The organism is Azospirillum thiophilum, from assembly GCF_001305595.1.
GTDB classification, from domain to species: domain Bacteria; phylum Pseudomonadota; class Alphaproteobacteria; order Azospirillales; family Azospirillaceae; genus Azospirillum; species Azospirillum thiophilum.
Genome location: NZ_CP012403.1, coordinates 778,905 through 799,946 on the forward strand (window position 1 = coordinate 778,905; position 21,042 = coordinate 799,946).

20 protein-coding genes and 1 tRNA gene are annotated in these 21,042 nt (G+C 68.8%); 11 read left to right on the forward strand and 10 right to left on the reverse strand.

The genetic code is table 11. The features are described 5' to 3' along the window. Positions 1–5 precede the first annotated feature (5 nt). From AL072_RS22450 to AL072_RS22460, 3 genes are read left to right on the forward strand one after another with little or no spacing between them, the layout of a single operon-like run. A complete protein-coding gene (locus tag AL072_RS22450) occupies positions 6–1,259 on the forward strand; it encodes an ABC transporter substrate-binding protein (RefSeq protein WP_045584392.1) in 1,254 nt (417 codons plus the stop codon). After that, a complete protein-coding gene (locus AL072_RS22455) occupies positions 1,256–3,358 on the forward strand; it encodes a 3-hydroxyacyl-CoA dehydrogenase NAD-binding domain-containing protein (RefSeq protein ID WP_082109204.1) in 2,103 nt (700 codons plus the stop codon). Before AL072_RS22450 ends, AL072_RS22455 begins: the two co-directional genes overlap by 4 nt. Positions 3,359–3,406: 48 nt before the next feature. Further along, on the forward strand, positions 3,407–4,852 hold the full coding sequence (locus AL072_RS22460) for an NAD-dependent succinate-semialdehyde dehydrogenase (protein WP_045584393.1): 1,446 nt from the start codon (positions 3,407–3,409) through the stop codon (positions 4,850–4,852). 156 nt (positions 4,853–5,008) lie between these two features. Here AL072_RS22460 and AL072_RS35235 read toward each other — a convergent pair whose 3' ends face one another. The 3 genes from AL072_RS35235 to folK form a co-directional block, all read right to left on the reverse strand. Then, entirely contained in the window at positions 5,009–5,167 is a 159-nt protein-coding gene (locus AL072_RS35235; protein ID WP_167543396.1) for a hypothetical protein, read from the reverse strand. A gap of 294 nt (positions 5,168–5,461) precedes the next feature. Further along, complete coding sequence (locus AL072_RS22465) at positions 5,462–5,869, reverse strand: dihydroneopterin aldolase (protein ID WP_045584394.1); 408 nt, start codon at positions 5,867–5,869, stop codon at positions 5,462–5,464. Between the two features lie 95 nt (positions 5,870–5,964). Next, positions 5,965–6,525 (reverse strand): 2-amino-4-hydroxy-6-hydroxymethyldihydropteridine diphosphokinase, encoded by a 561-nt coding sequence (gene folK, locus AL072_RS22470; protein ID WP_082109205.1) that lies wholly within the window; start codon positions 6,523–6,525, stop codon positions 5,965–5,967. 229 nt (positions 6,526–6,754) lie between these two features. On the opposite strand from folK, the gene AL072_RS22475 reads away from it, so the two are divergent. From AL072_RS22475 to AL072_RS22485, 3 genes are all read left to right on the forward strand, one after another. Then, on the forward strand, positions 6,755–7,198 hold the full coding sequence (locus AL072_RS22475; protein ID WP_052710265.1) for a hypothetical protein: 444 nt from the start codon (positions 6,755–6,757) through the stop codon (positions 7,196–7,198). A gap of 179 nt (positions 7,199–7,377) precedes the next feature. Beyond that, positions 7,378–8,088 carry an SRPBCC family protein gene (locus AL072_RS22480; protein ID WP_045584395.1) on the forward strand — a complete coding sequence of 237 codons (711 nt, stop codon included), beginning with the start codon at positions 7,378–7,380 and terminating at the stop codon, positions 8,086–8,088. A gap of 129 nt (positions 8,089–8,217) precedes the next feature. Next, positions 8,218–8,598, forward strand: coding sequence for a c-type cytochrome (locus tag AL072_RS22485; protein WP_045584396.1), 381 nt, complete (start codon positions 8,218–8,220; stop codon positions 8,596–8,598). A 161-nt stretch (positions 8,599–8,759) separates the two neighbouring features. Here the strand turns inward: AL072_RS22485 and pepN are convergent, their stop codons facing one another. From pepN to erpA, 7 genes are all read right to left on the reverse strand, one after another. Next, positions 8,760–11,423, reverse strand: a complete 2,664-nt coding sequence (pepN, locus tag AL072_RS22490; protein ID WP_045584397.1) for an aminopeptidase N — start codon at positions 11,421–11,423, stop codon at positions 8,760–8,762. 144 nt (positions 11,424–11,567) lie between these two features. After that, positions 11,568–12,185 (reverse strand): hypothetical protein, encoded by a 618-nt coding sequence (locus AL072_RS22495; RefSeq protein WP_045584398.1) that lies wholly within the window; start codon positions 12,183–12,185, stop codon positions 11,568–11,570. Between the two features lie 24 nt (positions 12,186–12,209). Further along, positions 12,210–12,650, reverse strand: a complete 441-nt coding sequence (locus AL072_RS22500; protein ID WP_045584399.1) for a hypothetical protein — start codon at positions 12,648–12,650, stop codon at positions 12,210–12,212. A gap of 368 nt (positions 12,651–13,018) precedes the next feature. Then, positions 13,019–13,108: transfer RNA gene (locus AL072_RS22505), tRNA-Ser, on the reverse strand. Between the two features lie 71 nt (positions 13,109–13,179). Continuing rightward, positions 13,180–13,752, reverse strand: a complete 573-nt coding sequence (locus AL072_RS22510) for a hypothetical protein (protein WP_045584400.1) — start codon at positions 13,750–13,752, stop codon at positions 13,180–13,182. A gap of 122 nt (positions 13,753–13,874) precedes the next feature. Beyond that, a complete protein-coding gene (gene xth / locus AL072_RS22515; protein ID WP_045584401.1) occupies positions 13,875–14,648 on the reverse strand; it encodes an exodeoxyribonuclease III in 774 nt (257 codons plus the stop codon). Positions 14,649–14,675: 27 nt separating this feature from the next. After that, positions 14,676–15,038 carry an iron-sulfur cluster insertion protein ErpA gene (erpA, locus tag AL072_RS22520; protein WP_045584402.1) on the reverse strand — a complete coding sequence of 121 codons (363 nt, stop codon included), beginning with the start codon at positions 15,036–15,038 and terminating at the stop codon, positions 14,676–14,678. A 228-nt stretch (positions 15,039–15,266) separates the two neighbouring features. Here erpA and AL072_RS22525 point away from each other — a divergent pair, with 228 nt between their 5' ends. The 5 genes from AL072_RS22525 to AL072_RS22545 are packed head-to-tail and all read left to right on the forward strand — an operon-like array spanning position 15,267 to position 21,040. After that, positions 15,267–16,466, forward strand: a complete 1,200-nt coding sequence (locus AL072_RS22525) for a deoxyguanosinetriphosphate triphosphohydrolase (RefSeq protein ID WP_045584403.1) — start codon at positions 15,267–15,269, stop codon at positions 16,464–16,466. A 58-nt stretch (positions 16,467–16,524) separates the two neighbouring features. Continuing rightward, positions 16,525–18,285, forward strand: coding sequence for an arginine--tRNA ligase (gene argS / locus AL072_RS22530; protein ID WP_045584404.1), 1,761 nt, complete (start codon positions 16,525–16,527; stop codon positions 18,283–18,285). Then, entirely contained in the window at positions 18,282–19,283 is a 1,002-nt protein-coding gene (locus AL072_RS22535; protein ID WP_045584405.1) for an SPOR domain-containing protein, read from the forward strand. Before argS ends, AL072_RS22535 begins: the two co-directional genes overlap by 4 nt. A gap of 4 nt (positions 19,284–19,287) precedes the next feature. Further along, positions 19,288–20,346, forward strand: coding sequence for a beta-N-acetylhexosaminidase (gene nagZ / locus AL072_RS22540; protein ID WP_052710266.1), 1,059 nt, complete (start codon positions 19,288–19,290; stop codon positions 20,344–20,346). A 16-nt stretch (positions 20,347–20,362) separates the two neighbouring features. Continuing rightward, the gene (locus tag AL072_RS22545; protein WP_045584407.1) at positions 20,363–21,040 is read left to right on the forward strand and encodes a site-2 protease family protein; all 678 of its coding nucleotides are present in this window, start codon (positions 20,363–20,365) and stop codon (positions 21,038–21,040) included. Positions 21,041–21,042 lie beyond the last annotated feature (2 nt).

Below are 21,042 nucleotides of genomic sequence, written 5' to 3' on the forward strand. Positions count from 1 at the left end.
CATTCATGCGTGCCATCACTGTTCGGGCGTCCGGCCTGCGGGCGCTGACAGCTACCTCCACTGCCACCGCCATCGCCGCGCTGATCATCGGTCTGGCCGGTGGAGCCGCCGCCGAGATTTCCGGCAAGACGGTGAAGATCGGCGTACTGACCGACATGTCCGGTCCCTATTCCGACAATGTCGGCGCCGGCGCCGTGCTGGCGGCCCAGATGGCGGCGGAGGATTTCGGCGGCAAGGTCAACGGCGCGGCGATCGAGATCGTCTCGGCCGACCATCAGAACAAGGCCGACATCGGCTCCGGCATCGCCCGGCGCTGGTATGACGTCGAGGGCGTCGATGCGATCACCGAGGTGGTGTCGTCCGCCGTGGCGCTCTCCGTCCAGGGCATCTCGCGCGACAAGAACCGCATGTTCCTGGCAACCGGCCCGGGGACGCCGGAACTGACCGGCAAGGCCTGCTCGCCCGTCGGCGTGCATTGGGCCTACGACAACTACGCCCTGCCGACCGTCGCCACCACTGCGCTGGTCAAGCGCGGCCTGAAGGACTGGTATTTCCTGACCGCCGACTACAGCTTCGGCCATGCGCTGGAAGGCGAGGCGACCCGCGTGGTCAAGGCCAACGGCGGCACCGTCGTCGGGGCGGTGCGGGCGCCGCTCAACACCGCGGACTTCTCGTCCTACCTGCTGCAGGCGCAGTCCTCGCCGGCCACCGTGATCGGTCTGGCGAATGCCGGGGCCGACATGATCAATGCGGTCAAACAGGCGGGCGAATTCGGCATCACCGCCGGCGGCAAGACGATGGCGGCGCTGCTGGTCAACCTGCCCGACATCCATGCCCTGGGGCTGGAGAGCGCGCAGGGTCTGACCTTCGCCGAAAGCTTCTATTGGGACATGAACGACGAGACGCGGGCCTGGAGCAAGCGCTTCATGGACCGTTTCAACGGCCGGGCGCCCGGCGGCCTGCAGGCGGCGGTCTATGGCGCCGTGACCCACTATCTGAAGGCGATCCAGGCGATCGACAGCGATGACGCCACCAAGCTGGCCGAACAGATGCGCAAGATGCCGATCAACGACTTCTACACCAGGAACGGCTCAATCCGTCCCGATGGCCGGGTGATCCGCGACATGTATCTGATGCAGGTGAAGAAGCCGTCGGAGTCCAAGGGGCCGTGGGATTATTACAAGGTCCTGGAGACGGTGCCCGGCGACAAGGCCTTCCGCCCGATGGACCAGGGCGGTTGCCCCCTGGTGGCGAAGTGAGCGGCGGCCGGCCCGGAGCCGTCACTTCCGGCGGACAGGTCCGGCTGGAACGGGACGGTGCGGTGGCGGTCATCGTCATTGACAACCCGCCGATCAACGCCGGCTCGGCCGGGGTGCGCCGCGGGCTGCTCGACGCCATCGCCGAGGTCGCAGCGGACCCTGGCGTCACGGCAGCGGTGTTGATCGGAGCCGGCAAGACCTTCATCGCCGGCTCCGACCTCCGGGAGTTTGGCCAGCCGCTGGAGGAACCGCAACTGCCGGCGGTGATCGCCGCCATCGAGGCCTGTCCGAAGCCGGTGGTCGCCGCCCTGCATGGGGCGGCGCTGGGCGGCGGGTTCGAACTGGCGCTGGGCTGCGACGCCCGCATCGCCGCTCCCGGCACGTTGGTGGGCCTGCCGGAAGTGACGCTGGGCATGATTCCCGGCGCCGGAGGCACCCAGCGCCTGCCGCGCCTGGTCGGCATCTCCACCGCCATCGGGATGATCTGCGAAGGCCGGCGGGTGGCCGCCGCCGACGCGCTGGCGCTCGGCCTGGTCGACGCCCTGGCGGAAGGAGAGGGGGCGGAGGCGTTGCGCGCCGCCGCCATCGCCCATGCGCAGGCGCTCTCGGGCAGCAAATGCCGGGTGGCCGACCGACCGGTCCCCGTCGAGCCGGCCGAGCGCATCGAGGCGGCTGCCGGGGCCGCCCTGCGCGCCGGCCGCAACCGCCCGCCGGTGGTGGAGGCGATCCGTGCCGTCCGTGCCGCCGCCGGGCGCCCGCTGAACGAGGCGCTGGCGGAGGAACGGGCTGTTTTCCAGCGCCTGCGCCTGGAAACGGAGGCGGCGGCCCGCCGCCACCTGTTCTTCGCCGAGCGGGAGTCGGCCCGCATTCCGGGGCTGGAGGGCGTGGCGCCCCGGCGGCTGGAGCGGGTCGGGGTGATCGGTGCCGGCACCATGGGCACCGGCATCGCCATCGCCGCGCTCGATGCCGGCCTTCCGGTGATCCTGCTCGAACGCGACGCCGGGGCGCTCGACACCGGGATGGCCCGACTGCGCGACCATTATGCCCGCCGGGTCGATGCCGGAAAGATGAGCGCCGAGGCGGCCGGGAAGCGGCTGGCCGCGCTCGACCCTGCCACCGACATGGGGGCGCTCGGCACCGCCGACCTGGTGATCGAGGCGGTGTTCGAGGACCTGCCGGTCAAGCAGGATCTGTTTCACCGGCTCGACGCCGTGCTGGCGCCCGGGGCGGTGCTGGCGTCGAACACGTCCTACCTCGACCTCGATGCCATCGCGGCGGCGACCGGCCGGCCCCAGGATGTGGTGGGCCTGCATTTCTTCAGTCCGGCCAACGTCATGCGCCTGCTGGAGGTGGTGCGCGGGACGAAAACCGCACCCGAGGTTCTGGCGACCGGCCTCGCGCTGGCCAAGCGGTTGGGCAAGCTGCCGGTGGTGGCGGGCAACGCCTTCGGCTTCATCGGCAACCGCATCTACGCCGCCTACCGCCGCCAGTGCGAATTCCTGATCGAGGAGGGCGCCCTGCCGGCCGGGATCGACGCGGCCCTGGAGCGGTTCGGCTTCGCCATGGGGCCGTTCGCCGTCGCCGATCTGTCGGGGCTGGACATCGCCTGGCGGATGCGTCGGCAGCAGGCGGCAACCCAAAGCCTGCTCGCTTGCCCGGCCGCCCGCTATGTCGAGATTCCCGACCGGCTGTGCGAGGCCGGGCGGCTCGGCCGCAAGACCGGCGCCGGCTACTACCGCTATCCGCCCGGTGCCAGGCGTGGCGAACCCGATCCGGAGGTGACCGCGTTGATCGAGGCGGCGTCGGCCGCCAAGGGCATCGTCCGCCGCGCCATTTCCGATGACGAGATCGTCATCCGCGTTCTGTTGACCATGGTCAACGAGGCCGCCTGCCTGCTGTCCGAGGGGGTTTCCGCCCGTGCATCGGACATCGACCTCGTGCTGGTCAACGGCTATGGCTTTCCGCCATGGGAGGGCGGGCCGCTGTTCTGGGCCGGCCGCCGCGACCCGGCCTGGCTCGGGGCCGAGCTGGCGAGGCTGGCGGAACTCAGCGGGCCGGGCTTCCGCTCCTGCGATACGGGCGTGCTGGCGACCGCCTGACTCTGTCCATTTGCCTGATCCCGTCCGTTTCAACGCACCGAGGCAACGATGACGAACGCCGCTTATCCCGACCTTCACCTGTGGATCGGTGGACGCCGGATCGAGGCCGGGGGCCGGACCACCGAAGCGGTGATCGACCCGGCGACCGGCACGACGCTGGGCCTGCTGCCCCACGCCACCACCGGAGATGTCGATGCGGCGGTGGCGGCGGCGGCGGACGGGTTCAAGGTGTGGCGGCGGACCAGCGCGATCGAACGATCAGCGCTGTTGCGCCGCACGGCCGACCTGATGCGGGCGGAGGCTGGCGGGCTCGCCGCCCTGATCACGCTGGAATTGGGCAAGCCGCTCCCCGAAGCCGCGCGCGAGGTGGAGACGGCGGCCGGCATGTTCGACTGGGCGGCGGAGGAATGCCGCCGCTCCTATGGCCGCATCATTCCATCCCGCACCCCCGGCCACCGGCTGATGGCATTGCGCGAGCCGGTCGGACCGGTGGCGGCCTTCAGCGGCTGGAACGCCCCGGCGATCACGCCGGCGCGCAAAATCGCGGGCGCGCTGGGTGCGGGCTGTTCCATCATCATCAAACCGTCCGAGGGGACGCCGGCGGCGGCGCTCTTCATCGCCCACATGCTGGCCGAAGCAGGATTGCCGGCCGGTGTCGCGAACATGCTGTTCGGCAATCCCGGCATGGTGGCGGACCGGCTGATGGAGGCCGACGCCATCCGCATGGTGTCCTTCACCGGCTCGATTCCCGTCGGCAAGCATCTGGCCGCCCTGGCGACGCGGACGATGAAAAGAGGGGTATTCGAACTGGGCGGCCATGCCCCGGTGCTGGTTTTCCCCGACGTGGATGTCGAGGCGGTGGCCCGCGGTGCCGCCGCCGCGAAGTTCCGCAGTTCAGGGCAGATTTGCACGTCGCCGACCCGTTTCTTTGTGCATGAGACGATCCATGACCGTTTCGCCGCCGCCTTCGCCGAGGCCGCGTCGGCGATTCGTGTCGGCGATCCCTTCGATCCGGCAACGCAGATGGGGCCGGTGCAAAATGCCCGGCGGCTGGAGGCCATCGATGCACTGGTTGAGGATGCCCGTCGCAACGGTGCCACCGTGATGGCCGGCGGCGCCCGCATCGACAGGCCGGGCTTCTTCTATCGGCCGACGGTGCTGGCCGGCGTCACGCCTTCCTGCCGGGCCGCGAACGAGGAACCGTTCGGGCCGCTGGCGCTGGTCGCCTCATTCCGTGACGCGGAGGAGGCTGTGGCGTTGGCGAACCGCCTGTCGCTTGGGCTGGCATCCTATGTCTTCACCCGCGATCTCGCCCTGGCCGACCGGCTTTCGGCGGAGATCGAGTGCGGCAACGTCGTGGTGAACCACTGGCTGGTATCCTATCCCGAGACACCTTTCGGAGGCGTCAAGGACAGCGGCATCGGTCTGGAGGGTGGAAGCGAGGGATTCCAGGCATTCGAGCAGGTGAAGTTCGTCAGTCTGGCCCCCCATTGATCGGGCAAGCCTGATTCTACACGGATCCGATGCGTTTGGACATGCCGTCACGTCGAAACACGAGAATGTCGAATCACAAAGCGCCGCTCTCCTGGGGCAGCGGCGCTTTGCGGATTCTGACTGGATGCCCCGAGGCAGGATGCCCGGGATACGGCCTCAGGCGGCGAGCCGCTCTTCCTGGAGCCGGCGGCTGCGGCGAAGGCGCTCGAACAGCTGCTGTACGCTGTCGCGGCTGATTCCGTCGCGTGCCATGACGGCGATCACGATCGGATCTTCCAGCAGTTCGGAAAGGGTCGGCGTCGTCTTGCGGTCCATGCGTCCCTCCCTTGATCCGGCCTCCCTGTACCGTGGCCGTCCCGGAAGAGGGATCGGCGGACGGTCGAAGCCGGCGATGGCGATTGGCCTAATCCCTGCTGCGTGTGCGTCCCGGCTTTCGGTACCCGGATGGTCGCCGGGGACATAGCCCCATTGATCCGGATTGTGCGTTGAAAATACAATTCAGCGACCATAACGCATGCCGGGTGGTATTGTCACCCGTCCTTTTGGCAATCCGCACTATATCTTTTCGAGATCCAGTATAGGAGGCATTTTGCACAAATGGCGCGGCGTCTACTCCTGCCCGGGACGGACACGGGTCAGGCTGGCCCCGACGGCGGGACCGCCCGGGGCGGGGGCGGGAATCGTGACGTCCACCTGGACGCGGCGCACCTTGGCGTGGGACAGGCAGAGGTCGGCGGCGCGGTCGGTCAGATAGTCCGGGCCGGGCACCCCGGATTCGGCGCACAGGCGGCGCAGGTCCTCGACGATGTCCTCATAGGACATGACGGCGGCGATGTCGTCGGGGAAGCCGGGGCCGGGGTGGGTGACGGTCAGCGTCAGGTCGAAGCGGACCTGCGGCCGGTCGGACCGGCCGGCCATGTCCACCGCGGCGGCGAAGCCGCGCACCAGGATGGTGTAGGTGAGCGGCGCGCCGCCCGGCTGGACCGTGACGGCCCGTTCTGCGTTGTGGTCCGACAACAGAGTCTCCCGGCCGGCGGCCCGGCACCGGCATTGCGTTCAGGCGCGCACTATAAGCGGTGGCGCCGCCGGCAAAAACGTCAAAACACGGTATGTCAGAGCGTTTCGGCGATCCGCAGCACGGTCTCGCGGCCCGGCACGGCGTCGCGCAGCGCGTCGATGCGCTGGCCGAGCAGCGGATGGACGGCATCGGCGGCGATGTCGGCCAGCGGGCAGAGGACGAAGGCGCGCTCCGCCATGCGCGGGTGCGGGATCTCCAGTTCCGGCGTCGCCATCACGGTGTCGGCATAGAGCAGGATATCGATGTCGATCGGGCGCGGGCCGAAGCGCAGGCCGCCCTGGTCCCGGCCGAGCGCCGCCTCGATCTCCTTGAGGGCGCTGAGAAGCGCCGGCGGGTCGAGGAGCGTGGTGCCGCGCACCGCCATGTTCAGGAAGGCCGGCTGGTCGGTCACATACATCGGCGCCGTCTCGTACAGCGCCGACTGCGCGTCGATCTCCACCGCCGTGCCAAGCCGCCGGATCGCTTCGGCCAGATTGGCGGCGCGGTCGCCCAGATTGCCGCCCAGCGCCAGATGGACGGTGATGGGGGGCCTGGGGGAAGGCTGGGGGGAAGGCGGAGAAGAAGGATGGGAGGGCGGCGGCGGAAGCTCGGCCATGGCGTTGGCGGTCCTGATGTGCTGGGATGGGCGGGTGGCGGAATTCCTAGCAAATCTCCGCACCCCCGTCATGCCCGCCCGTCGATCCGCCGCCGAACCGGCCCCAGGGAAGCGATGGCAGGGCGGAACGGAGCGGCAGCGGCGGGGTTTCAGCACTGTATCAACCGGTTGAGACGACCCCGGCGATGACAGGATATCCTGGTGAAGGACGAGACATGGAGGACGAGGCATGGACCTGCGCGCGGCGATGATCCTTCTCGGCGGCACGGCCGCCCTCCTGGCGGGCTGCGCCACCGGCCCCGATCCGGAGGTGGCCCGGCGCGCCCAGACCGCGATGATCGGCATGCCCAAGGCCGACCTGCTGGCCTGCGCCGGCGTGCCCGACCGGCAGGCGATGGCGTCCGGCCGGGAATATTACACCTATGTGGCGCGGCCTGCCGCCGCCTACAGCCCGGGCAGCAGCATCGGCATCGGCGCCGGAAGCTTCGGCGGCAGCGGCGGGGTGGGGCTCGGGCTCGGCTTCGGCGTGCCGGTCGGCAGCGGCAGCCCCGGCTGCGAGGCCACGGTGGTGGTCGGCCCGCGCGGCACAGTGGAGCAGGTCAGCTATCCGGCCGGCGCTTCGCTGTCGGCCTGCACGCCCATCGTCAGCAACTGCATGGCGCCGCAGGGCTGAGGGCGCCGAGCGAAGGGTGGTCCATAACACTTTGAGATGAGGCGGTCAGGGCTGTCGCGGCACCGGGCAATCCCGTATCCTCGACCGGAAACCGGCTTCAGCCAAGGGACCGTAGCCAAGAACCGCCAGGGAACCGGAGCCCGCAAAGGGCCGCATCAGGGTTGGAGGAACGACGAACCATGGACATGAGCGGAAGCCACCGGATCGAGGCCCCGCGCGCGACGGTGTGGGCGGCGCTGAACGATCCGGAGATCCTGCGCCAGTGCATCCCCGGCTGCGAGGAGGTGGTCAGGCAGTCCGACACCGAGATGACCGCCAAGGTCGTCGCCAAGGTCGGCCCGGTCAGCGCCAAGTTCGCCGGCAAGGTCACGCTGTCGGACCTAGACCCGCCCAACGGCTACACCATCAGCGGCGAGGGATCGGGCGGGGCGGCCGGCTTCGGCAAGGGCGGCGCCACGGTCACGCTGGCCGACGACGGCGGCGCCACCCTGCTGACCTACAGCGCCAAGGCCCAGGTCGGCGGCAAGCTGGCGCAGATCGGCTCCCGGCTGGTCGACGCCACCGCCCGCAAGATGGCGGAGGAGTTCTTCGCCCGTTTCACCCGGATCGTCGGCCCCCCGCCGGCCGAGGCGGAGCCGGCTGCCCTTCCTGCAGAAGCCGCCCCGGATGCGGATGCCACCATGCCGGTGGTATCCGCATCCGGGGCGAAGCCGCCGCCGGAAATCCCACTGCCGCTGCCGGTCGGCCATGGGGCCGGTGGCGGGGCCGGCGGGGGAATTGGCGGCGGAATCAGTGGTGGGATCGGGCTGGGGGGTAGTGGCTTCTACGTGCCGTGGGGAGCTCTTCTCGTGGTTGTGGTTCTGCTCGCGGCGCTTGCCTGGATTAATTAATGTGGCAGATTGTTCATTGGTCGTACGGCTGTATCAAAGGGGTTTGACGGATCCCCGGAATGTGTATGCTGCCGCGCGATTCCGGTCGGCACCGTCGGCCGGCCGATCCATCGGAAGGGAAGCCGAAGTATGAAGAAGCTGTTGATGGGCGTTGCCGCCGTTGCCGCCGTCGTCATGGGTGCCGGTGCCGCTCAGGCCGCCGACGCCGCCGCCGGCAAGGACGTGTTCAAGGTTTGCATGGCCTGCCACACCACCGAGCAGGGCAAGAACAAGGTCGGTCCGTCGCTGTTCGGCGTCGTCGGCCGGCCGGCCGCTTCGATCGAAGCCTTCAAATATTCGGCGCCGATGAAGGAAAAGGCCGCCGGCGGTCTCGTCTGGACCGCGGAGAACCTGGACGCCTACATCAAGGCTCCGAAGGAGATCGTTCCCGGCGGCACGATGGCCTTCGCCGGCCTGAAGGACGACACCAAGCGCGCCGACCTGATCGCCTTCCTGGGCGAGCAGAAGTAAGACCGTTTTTCCTTGGGCTTGCCCGGTCAGCCCAAGGGGCTTCGGACGGAGGAAGGGCCGGAGACGCGACGTCTCCGGCCTTTCGCGTTTCAACCCGGATTTTTGCTGTCGATCTTGTGCTGCCGATCGGTGCTTTCGGCTCAAGCCTTCCGGGCGGAGTCTCAGCCGGCAGCCTCCAGGCTCTTGCTTGCCACCTCGTAGACGTCCGGCGACAGGCCCGGCGTGGCGACGATCCGCTCCAACTGAGCCTTCATCAGCGCCTGGCGGGCCGCGTCATAGCGCCGCAGGCGGGAGAAGGGTCCCATCAAGCGGGATGCAACCTGAGGGTTCATAGGGTCCAGGCGAAGCACCTGATCGGCGAGGAAGCGGTATCCGGCACCGCCTGCGTCGTGGAAGCGCACCGGGTTGCCGTTGGCGAAGCCGCCGATCAGCGCATAGACCTTGTTCGGGTTCCGGATCTCGAAGGCCGGATGGCCGAGCAGGGCCGTCACCCGGTCCAGCGCGTCGGCGCGATTGGACATCGCCTGCACGCCGAACCATTTGTCGACCACCAGCGCCTCGCCCTTCCAGCGCTGGTAGAAGTCGGCCAGCGCGGCCTCCCCCTCCGGCGAGGCGGCATTGGACAGGAACTGCAGCGCCGCGATCTCGTCGGTCATGCCCTGGGCGGAGCGGTATTGCGTCAGGCAGAGGTCCAGCGCCTCGGCATCCTCCAACGCCATCAGATAGGCGAGGCACAAATTCTTCAGCGCTCGCCGGCCGATGGCCCCGGCATCGGCCGAGAAGGGCTCCTGGCTGCTGTTGCGGCGATAGAGGTCGAGGAACTGCGGGCGCAGCCGGCCGGCCAGCGTCTTGCGCGCGAACTCCCGCACCGCGTGGATGGCGTCGGGATCGACAACCGTCATCTGCGTGCCGAGATAGGCCTCGGTCGGCAGGACCAGCGCCTGGGCGGCGAAGGCCGGATCGCGGTCGGCATCGGCGAGGATGCGGGCGACGGCATCGACGTAGCCGTCGGGCAGGGCCGCCTCGCGCCCGGCCTGCCGTTCGGCGACCAGCCCCAGCAGGATGCGGGTGCCGAGAATTTGCCCGGCCTCCCACCGGTTGAAGGCGTCGCTGTCGTTCGCCATCAGGAAGGTCAGGTCGCCGTCGGTCAGGTCGGTCTTCAGCTTCACCGGGGCGGAGAAACCGCGCAGCAGCGACGGCACCGGGCGGGCCGGAATGTCGCGGAAGGTGAAGCTCTGGCTTTCCGCGGTGACATGCAGGATGCGGCTGGTGGCGCCCCCGGCCGCCGCATCCTCGTCCTCCAGCTGCAGCGGCAGGTCCCGCCCGTCGGGGCCGAGCAGGCCGACCGTCAGCGGGATGTGCATAGGCTGCTTGGCCGGCTGGCCGGGCGTCGGCGGCACGGTCTGCCTGACTGTCAGCGTGTAGGTTGCCGCCGCGGCGTCGTGGCTGCCGGCGATCTCCAGCTCCGGCGTGCCGGCCTGTCGGTACCACAGCTGGAACTGGGTCAGGTCGACGCCGCTGGCATCGGCCATGGCGGCGACGAAATCGTCGCAGGTGACCGCCTGCCCGTCATGGCGCTGGAAATAGAGGTCGATGCCCTTGCGGTAGTTCGCCGCCCCCAGCAGGGTGTGGATCATGCGGATGACTTCCGCACCCTTGTTGTAGACGGTCGGGGTGTAGAAGTTGTTGATCTCGACATAGGCGTCGGGGCGCACCGGATGGGCCATCGCGCCGGCATCCTCCTGGAACTGCACGGTGCGCAACCCCTGGACGTCGCCGATGCGCTTGACCGCGCGGGAATGCATGTCGGCCGAGAATTCCTGGTCGCGGAAGACGGTCAGCCCCTCCTTCAGCGACAGCTGGAACCAGTCGCGGCAGGTGACGCGGTTGCCGGTCCAGTTGTGGAAATACTCATGTGCGACCACCGCCTCGATGTTGAGGAAGTCGGTGTCGGTCGCGGTTTCCGGACGGGCCAGGATGTATTTGGTGTTGAAGACGTTGAGCGACTTGTTTTCCATCGCCCCCATGTTGAAGTCGCTGACCGCGACGATGTTGAAGATGTCCAGGTCGTATTCCAGGCCGTAGACCTCTTCGTCCCAGCGCATCGACTTGACCAGCGACAGCATGGCGTGGTCGATCTTGTCCTCGTTCCCCGGCTCGACATAGATGCGCAGCGTGACGTCACGCCCCGACGCGGTGCGGAAGCTGTCCTCGCCATGGACGAGGCGGCCGGCGACCAGCGCGAACAGGTAGCAGGGCTTGGGGAACGGATCCTCCCAGCGCGCCCAGTGGCGCCCATCCTCGAGATCGCCCGAGGCGGCGAGGTTGCCGTTGGACAGCAGCACCGGATAGCGCGCCTTGTCCGCAGTGATGGTGGTGCCGTAGCGCGCCATCACGTCCGGCCGGTCGATGAAATAGGTGATCTTGCGGAATCCCTCCGCCTCGCACTGGGTGCAGAAGTTGCCGGAGGATTTGTAGAGCCCCTCCAGCGCCGTGTTCTCCTGCGGCTTGATGCGGACGATCGTTTCCAGCGTGAAGCTGTCCGGCACCTTCGGCAGGGTCAGGTGGTCGGGCGTGACGATGAAGCCGTCCGGCCCCAGCGTCCGGCCGTCCAGCGCCACCGACACCAGCTCCAGCCGCTGCCCGTCGAGCGTGAGCGGTTCTGCCGCCGCGTCGGCGCGGGCCGGGTTGCGGCGGATCGCCATCACCGCGCGTACGGTGGTGGCGTCCTCGCCCAGATCGACGAACAGGTCCACCGTGTCGATCAGATGCGCCGGCGGGCGATAATCCTGGAGCCTGATGGCCTTCGGCGTGCCTTTGTCCATGTGCCTTGTCTCTGGTCTGTCGTACGGAACGGTCCTGCGGGACTGAGTCCGAGGGGACAGGAACTGTAGCAAGGCGGAACCGGGCTGTCTCGGGTGGGAATGGGGGTGGGAATCAGCGGAATGACGGCGGGAGCGGGCGCCGTCCTACCGCTTGACCTGCGCCACCTTCAGCAGGGTGAAGGCGCCCATGTTGTCGACATATTGCTGGTAGAAGAAGCGCCATTTCTTGCCGTTGCGCACCCCGACCAGCGTGACCTTGACCGCGTCGGTGCCGGGCACGTTCATGTATTGCGACTTGTGCAGGGTGGTGCCGTGCAGGCGCATGCCCTGGCGCAATCCTGCCTCGTCGATGCGGCCCTGGGCGGTCTGCAGGTTGCCGTGGGAGGCGGAATAGGTGCCGCCGCCATGGTCGCTGAAGCCGAAGGAGCAGCCGTCCATCGTCGGGGTGAACATCACGTCTGCCTCGTCCTCCAGCACGACGAGATGCTTGAAATCCTGGTCATAGGGCAGCCAGTAGGCGTTCCAGCTGCCCGGCAGGTTGCCCTGGTCGTAGCGCACCGACCAGACGGCGGCGTTCTTGGTCGAGAATTGCGAGATGACGCCGGTGCCCTTGCGGGTGCAGGTCATGCCGTCGTCGCTGAGGCTGAACCCCTTGACGCCGCCGACGCGGTAGTTGGGCTGGTAGGACTGGTACTGGACCAGCAGCAGGTTGTTCTTCAGGAAGCTTTCGGGATTGGCGGCCAGATCGGCGATGCTCGGCATATGCGGCGTCTCCTGCGGGTCGGGTCAGATGACACCGGTGACGGACCGCCGGAACCCGGCCTCCGTCTCGTTGCCGGCCAGGAACCAGTATGCCTTCATCAGCGCGAACTGCTGGTTGTCGTCGCGCAGCAGCACATAGGCGCAATAGACGGTGCCGTCGTCCGGCCGCAGGAAGGCGGAGATCCACGGGTTCTGCCGCGTGCCGATGTGGGCGGCATGGCCCAGTTTGCGCGTGATGTCGTTGCGGTAGCCGACCAGCGTTGCCGCATGCCCCTGGCGGAACGGCAGCGCCGACAACGCCTGATAATTCTGGAGAATGGTGGGATTGCCGTCCCCTTCCTCGGCGTACCATTGCGCCACTTCCATATACTCGTTGGCCCGCGCATTCGCCCGGTCGTAGCGCGCATGTTTCTGGCGGTCGGTATGGCCGGCGGCGGTCTTCTTCAGAAAGCTGATCAGTCCCATGGATGGTCCCTCCCGATATCCCTTTGGCGACGCTAGCAGAGCACCCGAGGCATCGCAAAAGGGTGTGGGTCATATAAGAGTATGACATTCGGGGGTGTTCATCCGTGTTGCGGATGGTTGCGGTGGCCTTGGTCACACCGTGCTTGGCAGGCGCTTGCCACCAGCAACGTTGCTGCCAGATCCCGACGTGCGTATCGGAAGTGGTGCCGGCACCGGGATCCGTGCGACCGCCTTACGGGGTGTCGATGCGGATCAGGCCGCGCCCTGCCCGTTCAACGCCGGACACGCTGACTGGGGACGGCTATCCGGCTGTGGAGATGCGGCAGGGATGGGAAACAATATAAAGACAGAGGCTTAGCGAAGTTTCATGGCGGAAGAGGTGGGATTCGAACCCACGGTAGGCTCACACCTACGGCGGTTTTCAAGACCGCTGCCTTAAACCACTCGGCCACTCTTCCTCCGGCCCACGGAAGTAGCGAATGCGCCGGGGCGGGTCAAGCGTCGCGCGCGGCGCTGCGTGTTTTGCCCGTTAGTTGCGGATCGGGCGACCCAGCGTGCGCAGGCGGCGGGTCGGTTTCGGCGGGGACGGGCTGTCGGAGAAGTCGGGGAGGCTGGGGGCGCGGGCGATGGTCTTGCGGATCAGGTCGGCCGTCGCGTCAAGGTCGTCCAGCAACTCCGGCGCGACGCGGCCGGCATAGCGCGGCCCCAGCAGGCGGCTGCGGGTCTCGTCGATGCTGCGAAGCTCCGGTTCGAACAGCTCGCGGGCGCCGATGGGCAGAACCTGGTCCTGGCGCATGCCGGAGAAATAATCGCGCATCGTCCGCGCCAGCATCCGCGTCAGCAGAAGGTCCATCCGCTCGAACTCGGCGCGCAGGTCGCTCAGCCGCGATTCGTCGATACCCCCCAGGCGATCCTCGGTCAGGACGAACAGCGCGCGGATCTCCTCCACCTTCCGGCGGAAATCGAGGAAGGAGGCGAAACGGTCCTCGCCCATGTCGCGCTGCGCCCGTCCGGCAAGCCGCGAGGCCTCGGCCGCCTGACGCTCCAGCGCCGCCAGCAGCCCCTTCACCTCGTCCCGGCTGTCGTCACGCCCCCAGGCCATGTCCCCCCGCCGCTCCCCAATGACCGCAAGCTCCCGGAGCATGCCGGGGCCTCGCGGTCATCCTAAAAGCAAGAGTTTTAACAAAATACTGTTGTTTCGCCGATTCCACGGGGTGGGCGCGGTCAGGCGTCGCGCAGCTCCAGCACCACCGGGGTATGGTCCGACGCCTTCTCCGCGCCGCGCGGGCGGCGGTCGATGCTGCAGCCGGCCAGACGGTCGGCGGCCTGCGGCGACAGCAGGAAATGGTCGATGCGCAAGCCATTGTCGCGGGGCCAGCTGCCGGCCTGATAATCCCAGAAGGTATAGGCGCGGTCGTCGTCATGCAGTGCGCGGTAGGCTTCGGTCAGGCCGAGATTCAGCAAGGCGCGGAATTTCGCCCGGGATTCCGGAAGGAACAGGGCGTCGCCGGCGAAAGCCTGCGGCGAGAAGACGTCGCGCGCCTCGGGGATGATGTTGTAGTCTCCGCCCAGCACCACCGGGATCTCCTGCGCCAGCAGGCCCTGGGCATGCCGGTACAGCCGGTCCATCCAGCGCAGCTTGTAGGCGTATTTCTCGCCCGGCACCGGATTGCCGTTGGGCAGGTAGATCGAGGCGATCCGCACGCCGGACACCGTGGCCTCAACATAGCGGGCCTGCCCGTCCTCGGGTTCGCCCGGAAGGCGCGTCAGCACATCCTCCGCCGGGGCCTTCGACAGCAGGGCGACGCCGTTGTAGGCCTTCTGCCCGACGGCATTGACGTGGTAGCCGAGCTCCTCGAACGCCGCGCGGGGGAAGGCCGCGGTCTCGCACTTGATTTCCTGGAAGAGCGCGACGTCCGGGGACACCGCGCGCAGCCAGTCGGTGATCAGCGGAAGGCGGGCCTTCGCCGAGTTGACGTTCCAGGTGGCGATCTTCACGAAAAAGGCCTGCCTTTTCTTATTTCTTTAAACGGCGAAGGAGTTGCCGCAGCCGCAGGACGCGGTCGCGTTGGGGTTCTTGATCTGGAACGCGGCGCCCATCAGGTCCTCCACGTAATCCAGCATGGAGCCGGCCAGCAGGTCGAGCGAGGCGTCGTCGGTGACGACCCTGGTGCCGTTCTTCTCGAAGACATGGTCCTCGTCGCCGGCGGTGTCGTCGAAGCCGAAGCCGTACTGGAAGCCGGAACAGCCGCCGCCGGACACGGTCAGGCGCAGCATCAGGTTGGGATTGCCCTCCTGCTCGATCAGGAAGGCGACGCGCTTGGCGGCGCTTTCGCTGACGGCAAGGATGCGGGGGGCGGTGTCGGCCGGGATGGCGGTGTCGGGCATGGGAAGGCACCTCTGGTGCGATGCGGGAGTTACCATGAATGTAAGGGGAATTGCCGCCCACGTCAAAGTGCGGGCTCCATTGCGCCGGCCACGGCGTGGTCCGTACCCCGCCGCCCCTTGCCGACCGTTGCGCATCTGGCACGGCCACCGGTGCTTCAACTTGGCGCGCCGGGGCATAGCACGCCTTCGCCGTTGCACCGGCGCCCCCCCGCCGGTAGTGTCCGCCCCATGACGGCGGACTGTTTTCATGATCGGCTGGCCCCCTATGCCTGCAACCCGGCGGACACGCGCGGGCGGCTGGTCGCGGAGCCGGAAAGCCCGACGCGCTCGTGCTTCCAGCGCGACCGCGACCGCATCGTGCATTCCGGGGCCTTCCGCCGGCTGAAGCACAAGACCCAGGTCTTCGTCTATCATGAGGGCGACTATTACCGCACCCGGCTGACCCACAGCCTGGAGGTGGCGCAGATCGCCCGCTCCATCGGCCGCACGCTGGGGCTGAACGAGGATCTGGCGGAGGCGGTGGCGCTCGCCCACGATCTCGGCCACACCCCCTTCGGCCATGCCGGCGAGGAGGCGCTGAACGCCTGCATGGAGCCGTTCGGCGGCTTCGCCCACAATGACCAGACGCTGCGCATCCTGACGCGGCTGGAGCGGCGCTATGCCGAGTTCGACGGGCTGAACCTGACCTGGGAAGCGCTGGAGGGGGTGGTCAAGCACAATGGCCCGCTGCTGCCGCTGCGGCCCGGCCATCGCCTGCCGACCACCATCGCCGCCTTCCAGGGCGACTGGGACCTGGAACTGGACACCAATCCGGGTGCCGAGGCCCAGGTGGCGTCGCTCGCCGACGACATAGCCTACAACAACCACGACATCGACGACGGCCTGCGCGCCGGGCTGTTCACGGTCGACGAGGTGGCGGAACTTCCGCTGGTCGGTCCGCTGGTGCGCGAGGTCTGCGACCGCTATCCGGGACTGGAGCGCTCGCGCCTGATCCACGAGACGGTGCGGCGGATGATCAACGCCATGGTCGTCGATCTGGTGACGGAGACGCGGCGGCGGCTGGCGGACCACAAGCCGGGCAGCGCGGCGGAGTTGCGCGCCCTGCCGGTGGCGATGGTCAGCTTCTCCGACGGGATGCTGGAGGTGCAGCGGCCGCTGCGCGCGTTCCTGCGCCAGCGCATGTACCGGCACTATCGCGTGAACCGCGAGATGAGCAAGTGCAAACGCGTGGTGCGCGCCCTGTTCCAGCTGTTCATGGACGAACCCAACACCCTGCCGACCGAATGGCAACGCGATATCGCCGGAAATGGGGGGGACGCCGATCTTGCGGTGCGCGCCCGCCATGTGGCCGACTATATCGCCGGCATGACCGACCGCTATGCGCTGGCCGAACATGACCGGCTGTTCGACCTGCATGTGAAAACCTGACCTGTGAAGACCTGAGCCGCCGGGCTCCTGTGACCTCCTGAAAAGACGACCCGAGACGATGAATATTTTCAAGGCCTTCGAGACCGATATCCGCAAGCTGCTGGACGAGCTGGCCGCGGAGGGCGCGATTCCCGCCGGGCTGGACGGCAGCCGTCTGACGGTCGAGCCGCCGCGCGAGGCCTCGCACGGCGACCTGTCCACCAACGCCGCCATGATCCTGGCGAAGCCGGCGAAGATGGCGCCGCGCGCCCTGGCCGAGCTGCTGGTTGCCAAGCTGAAGGGCCGTCCGGACGTGGCGTCGGTCGAGATCGCCGGTCCCGGCTTCGTCAACCTGCGCCTGACGCCGGATGTCTGGCGCGACCGCATCCGCGACGTGCTGAAGGCCGGCATCGCCTATGGCGACAGCGATCTCGGCGGCGGGACCGCGGTGAATGTCGAGTATGTGTCGGCCAACCCGACCGGTCCGCTGCATGCCGCCCATGGCCGCGGCGCGGTGTTCGGCGACGCGCTGGCGGCGCTGCTGGAGAAGGCGGGCTATGCCGTCACCCGCGAATATTACATCAACGATGCCGGCGCACAGGTCGACGTGCTGGGCCGCTCCACCTTCATCCGCTACCGCGAGGCGCTGGGCGAGGAGGTCGGCGAGATCCCGGCCGGCCTCTATCCCGGCGAATATCTGAAGGAGGTCGGTCAGGCGTTGGCGGAGCGCGACGGCAACCGCTGGGTCGGCGCCGACGAGTCCGACTGGCTGCCAGCCTGCCGTGAATTCGCCATTTCGATGATCATGGGCTGGATCCGCGAGGATCTGGGCGTGCTAGGCGTCACCATGGACGTCTACAGCAGCGAGCGTGCGCTGGTCGCCGCCGGGGCGGTCAACACGGCGCTGGCGGCACTGGAGGAGCGCGGCCTGATCTATACCGGCGTGCTGGAGCCCCCGAAGGGCAAGAAGCCCGAGGATTGGGAGCCGCGCCCGCAGACCCTGTTCAAGTCCAGCGACTTCGGCGACGACGTCGACCGGCCGCTGAAGAAGTCGGACGGCTCCTTCACCTATTTCGCCAACGACATCGCCTATCACTACGACAAGTACCGGCGCGGCGCCGCCGCCCTGATCGACGTGCTGGGCGCCGACCATGGCGGCTATGTCAAGCGCATGCAGGCGGCGACCCGGGCGATCTCGGGCGGCGCGGCGGAGCTGGACGTCAAGCTGTGCCAACTGGTCCACCTGATGCAGGATGGCCAGCCGGTGAAGATGTCCAAGCGCGCCGGCACCTTCGTGACGCTGCGCGATGTCATCGAGCAGGTTGGCCGCGACGTCGTCCGCTTCATCATGCTGACCCGCCGCAACGACCAGACGCTGGATTTCGACTTCGCCAAGGTGACGGAGCAGTCGAAGGACAATCCGGTCTTCTACGTGCAGTATGCCCATGCCCGCTGCCGCTCGGTCCTGCGCCACGCAGCCACGGCGCTGCCGCAACTGGACCAGGCGCCGGCCGCCCTGGCCGCTTCGGCGAACCTCGCCCGCCTCGACGCCGAGGAGGAGATGACGCTGGCCAAGCGCATGGCGACCTGGCCGCGCATGGTCGAGGCGGCGGCGGAGGCGCATGAGCCGCACCGCATCGCCTTCTTCCTCTACGACCTTGCCAGCGACTTCCACGCGCTGTGGAACCGCGGTCGCGACGATGCCTCGCTGCGCTTCCTGATCGAGGGCGACGCCGAGCTGACGACGGCCCGGCTGGCGCTGATCGCGGCGGTGGCGACGGTCATCGCCTCCGGCCTGAAGGTCATGGGTGTCGAACCAGTGGAGGAGCTGCGTTCATGAGGTATGACGGCGACGTCAACTACGCGGCCGATCCCTATGGGATGCCGCCCCGTCAGTCCGCCAGCAAACGCGGGCTGCTGGCGCTCGGCTTCGCCGTGGTCGGCGTCGTTGCCTTCGCCGGTGCGGCGGTCGTGGGCCTGCGCGGGCATGACCGCCTGTCGGGCGACGGCCCGCCGCTGTTGACCGCCGATCCGGGGCCGGTCAAGTCCCGGCCGGACCAGCCGGGCGGGCTGGAGGTGCCGCACCAGGACATCCTGGCCTATGAACGGCTGCGCGATCATGACGGCGGGCGCGGCACCCAGGTCGAGCGGCTGCTGCCGCCGCCGGAGGTGCCGCTGCCGCGCCCGGTGGTGACGCCGCAGATGCCGGCCGCGGTGCCGCTGCCGGCCATCCCCTCGGTGGCGCAGCTGCCGCCGGGCTCCACCGCCACCGTGCCGCGCGACAGCGTCGCCACCGCGATGGCCGCCGCCGGCCTGCCGGCCACGGTGGAACCGGCGCCGGGCCTGACCCCGGCCGTTCCCGCGGCGGTCATGCCCCCGGCCGTTCCGGTCCCGCCGCCCGCGGCGGCGGCGGCCAGGCCGCAGCCGGTACCCGCCGCGGCGGCCAAGCCGGCCCCGCCGCCCGCCGCCCCGTCGGTCGGTCAGCTGATCGCCAAGCTGGAAGCCGCCTCCCTTCCCGCCGCCGGGCCGAAGGTGGTGCCGCAGCCGGCCAAGGTCGCGTCCGTGGCACCCCCTGCGGTCACCGGCGGCAGCGGCAGCTGGCGCGTCCAACTGGCGTCGGTCCGCAGTGAGAGCGAGGCCGCGGCCGAATGGCGGCGTCTGGCTGGCCGCCACCCCGACGCGCTCGGCGGCCTGTCGATGCAGGTCGCAAAGGTCGATCTGGGGGACAAGGGCATCTTCTACCGGGTGCAGGGCTCCGGTGCCGACGAGGCGCGGGCCAAGTCGGTCTGCGCCCAGCTGCGCTCTCAGAATGTGGGGTGCGTGGTTGTCCGTCCATAATACCGTGGGTCTTGAGTCCGCGGGTTCCGCCCCTTCGGGAGCCTGTCCGCGCGCGGTCGTCTTCGGCTGCGCCGGTCCGGATCTGACGCCGGACGAGGCCGCCTTCTTCCGCGAGGCCGACCCGCTCGGCTTCATCCTGTTCCGCCGCAACTGCGTCGACCGCGACCAGATGCGCCGTCTGGTCGCGGATCTGCGCGCCAGCGTCGGCCGAGCGGATGCTCCCGTCCTGATCGACCAGGAAGGTGGCCGGGTCGCGCGCATGCGCCCGCCGCACTGGCCAGCCCATCCGCCGATGGGCGTGTTCGGCGATCTGGCCGCGCGCGATCCCGCCGCCGGGCGCGAGGCCGCCTGGATCAACGGCCGTCTGCTCGCCCATATGCTGGCGGAGGTCGGCATCACGGTGGATTGTGCGCCCGTGTGCGACGTGCCGGTGGAGGGCGCCCACGACATCATCGGCGACCGCGCCTTCTCGCGCGATCCCGCCATCGTTACCGCGCTGGCACGGGCCACCGCCGAGGGGCTGCTGGCCGGCGGCGTGTTGCCGGTGATCAAGCACATTCCCGGCCATGGCCGCGCCGGCACCGACAGCCATGCCGAGCTGCCGGTGGTGGAGGCCGGGCGCGCGGTGCTGGAGGCGACCGACTTCCTTCCCTTCCGCGCGCTGGCCGACCTGCCGTTGGCGATGGTGGCGCATGTGGTGCTGAAGGCGATCGATCCCGATGCGCCGGCCAGCACCTCGCCCATCGTGGTGCGGGAGGTGGTGCGCGGGCCGTCCATCGGCTTCGACGGGCTGCTGTTCAGCGACGACCTGTCGATGAACGCGCTGCGCGGCGAGCCGTATGCCCGGGCGCAGGCGGTGCTGGCGGCCGGGATGGATGTCGTGCTCCACTGCAACGGCGATCTCGACGAGATGCGGGCGCTGCTTGGTGCCGTGCCGGCGCTGGACAAGGTCGCGGCGGAACGCTGGGCGCGGGCAGAGGCGATGCGGCACGCACCGGACCCGGTGGATATCTCTGCAATGACAAACCGGCTGGCCGAGCTTCTCGGCACCGGCCAAGCCTGACGGACGGGAGCGGACGATGGAGGAATGGATCTTCCAGGTGACGGCCGTGGCCCTGCCGGCCATCATCGCCATCACCTTGCACGAGGCGGCGCATGGGTTCGTCGCCTGGCGGCTGGGCGACGACACCGCCTATCGGCTGGGGCGGGTGACCTTCAACCCGCTCCGCCACATCGACCCGTTCGGGACGGTGCTGCTGCCGGCGCTGATGTATTTCACCACCGGCTTCGTCTTCGGCTGGGCCAAGCCGGTGCCGGTCAATTTCGCCCGGCTGGACCATCCGCGCCGTGACATGGTGTGGGTGGCGCTGGCCGGGCCGGGGACCAACTTCCTGCTGGCGGTGGCCTCGGCAGTGATCTGGCGGCTGGTCGATCCGGAGAACGGCGTGGTCGAGCTGTGGATCCGGTCCGCCGCCGAGGTGTCGGTGCTGGTCAACGTCATCCTGATGGTCTTCAACCTGATCCCGCTGCCGCCGCTGGACGGCGGGCGCGTCGCCGTCGGCATCCTGCCCGATGTGCTGGCGGTGCCGTTGGCCCGGCTGGAGCGCTTCGGCCTGCTGATCCTGATGGCGGCCTTCTTCCTGCTGCCGATGCTGGGGCGCCAGATCGGCGTCGACCTCAGTGTCATGCATTGGGTGCTGGGGCCGCCGGTCGATGCGGTGATCGACTTCATCCGCATCCTGACCGGCAACGACTGAAG

What these genes read in the sequence shown, in the direction of transcription:
- argS (WP_045584404.1), top strand. Translation starts at nt 16,525, where the DNA reads ATGAATATTTTCAAGGCCTTCGAGACCGATATCCGCAAGCTGCTGGAC.
- AL072_RS22535 (WP_045584405.1), top strand. Translation starts at nt 18,282, where the DNA reads ATGAGGTATGACGGCGACGTCAACTACGCGGCCGATCCCTATGGGATG.
- AL072_RS22545 (WP_045584407.1), top strand. Translation starts at nt 20,363, where the DNA reads ATGGAGGAATGGATCTTCCAGGTGACGGCCGTGGCCCTGCCGGCCATC.
- AL072_RS22450 (WP_045584392.1), top strand. Translation starts at nt 6, where the DNA reads ATGCGTGCCATCACTGTTCGGGCGTCCGGCCTGCGGGCGCTGACAGCT.
- AL072_RS22495 (WP_045584398.1), bottom strand. Translation starts at nt 12,185, where the DNA reads ATGCCGAGCATCGCCGATCTGGCCGCCAATCCCGAAAGCTTCCTGAAG.
- AL072_RS22485 (WP_045584396.1), top strand. Translation starts at nt 8,218, where the DNA reads ATGAAGAAGCTGTTGATGGGCGTTGCCGCCGTTGCCGCCGTCGTCATG.
- pepN (WP_045584397.1), bottom strand. Translation starts at nt 11,423, where the DNA reads ATGGACAAAGGCACGCCGAAGGCCATCAGGCTCCAGGATTATCGCCCG.
- erpA (WP_045584402.1), bottom strand. Translation starts at nt 15,038, where the DNA reads ATGCCCGACACCGCCATCCCGGCCGACACCGCCCCCCGCATCCTTGCC.
- AL072_RS22460 (WP_045584393.1), top strand. Translation starts at nt 3,407, where the DNA reads ATGACGAACGCCGCTTATCCCGACCTTCACCTGTGGATCGGTGGACGC.
- AL072_RS35235 (WP_167543396.1), bottom strand. Translation starts at nt 5,167, where the DNA reads ATGGACCGCAAGACGACGCCGACCCTTTCCGAACTGCTGGAAGATCCG.
- AL072_RS22475 (WP_052710265.1), top strand. Translation starts at nt 6,755, where the DNA reads ATGGACCTGCGCGCGGCGATGATCCTTCTCGGCGGCACGGCCGCCCTC.
- AL072_RS22525 (WP_045584403.1), top strand. Translation starts at nt 15,267, where the DNA reads ATGACGGCGGACTGTTTTCATGATCGGCTGGCCCCCTATGCCTGCAAC.
- AL072_RS22500 (WP_045584399.1), bottom strand. Translation starts at nt 12,650, where the DNA reads ATGGGACTGATCAGCTTTCTGAAGAAGACCGCCGCCGGCCATACCGAC.
- AL072_RS22480 (WP_045584395.1), top strand. Translation starts at nt 7,378, where the DNA reads ATGGACATGAGCGGAAGCCACCGGATCGAGGCCCCGCGCGCGACGGTG.
- AL072_RS22510 (WP_045584400.1), bottom strand. Translation starts at nt 13,752, where the DNA reads ATGGCCTGGGGGCGTGACGACAGCCGGGACGAGGTGAAGGGGCTGCTG.
- folK (WP_082109205.1), bottom strand. Translation starts at nt 6,525, where the DNA reads ATGGCCGAGCTTCCGCCGCCGCCCTCCCATCCTTCTTCTCCGCCTTCC.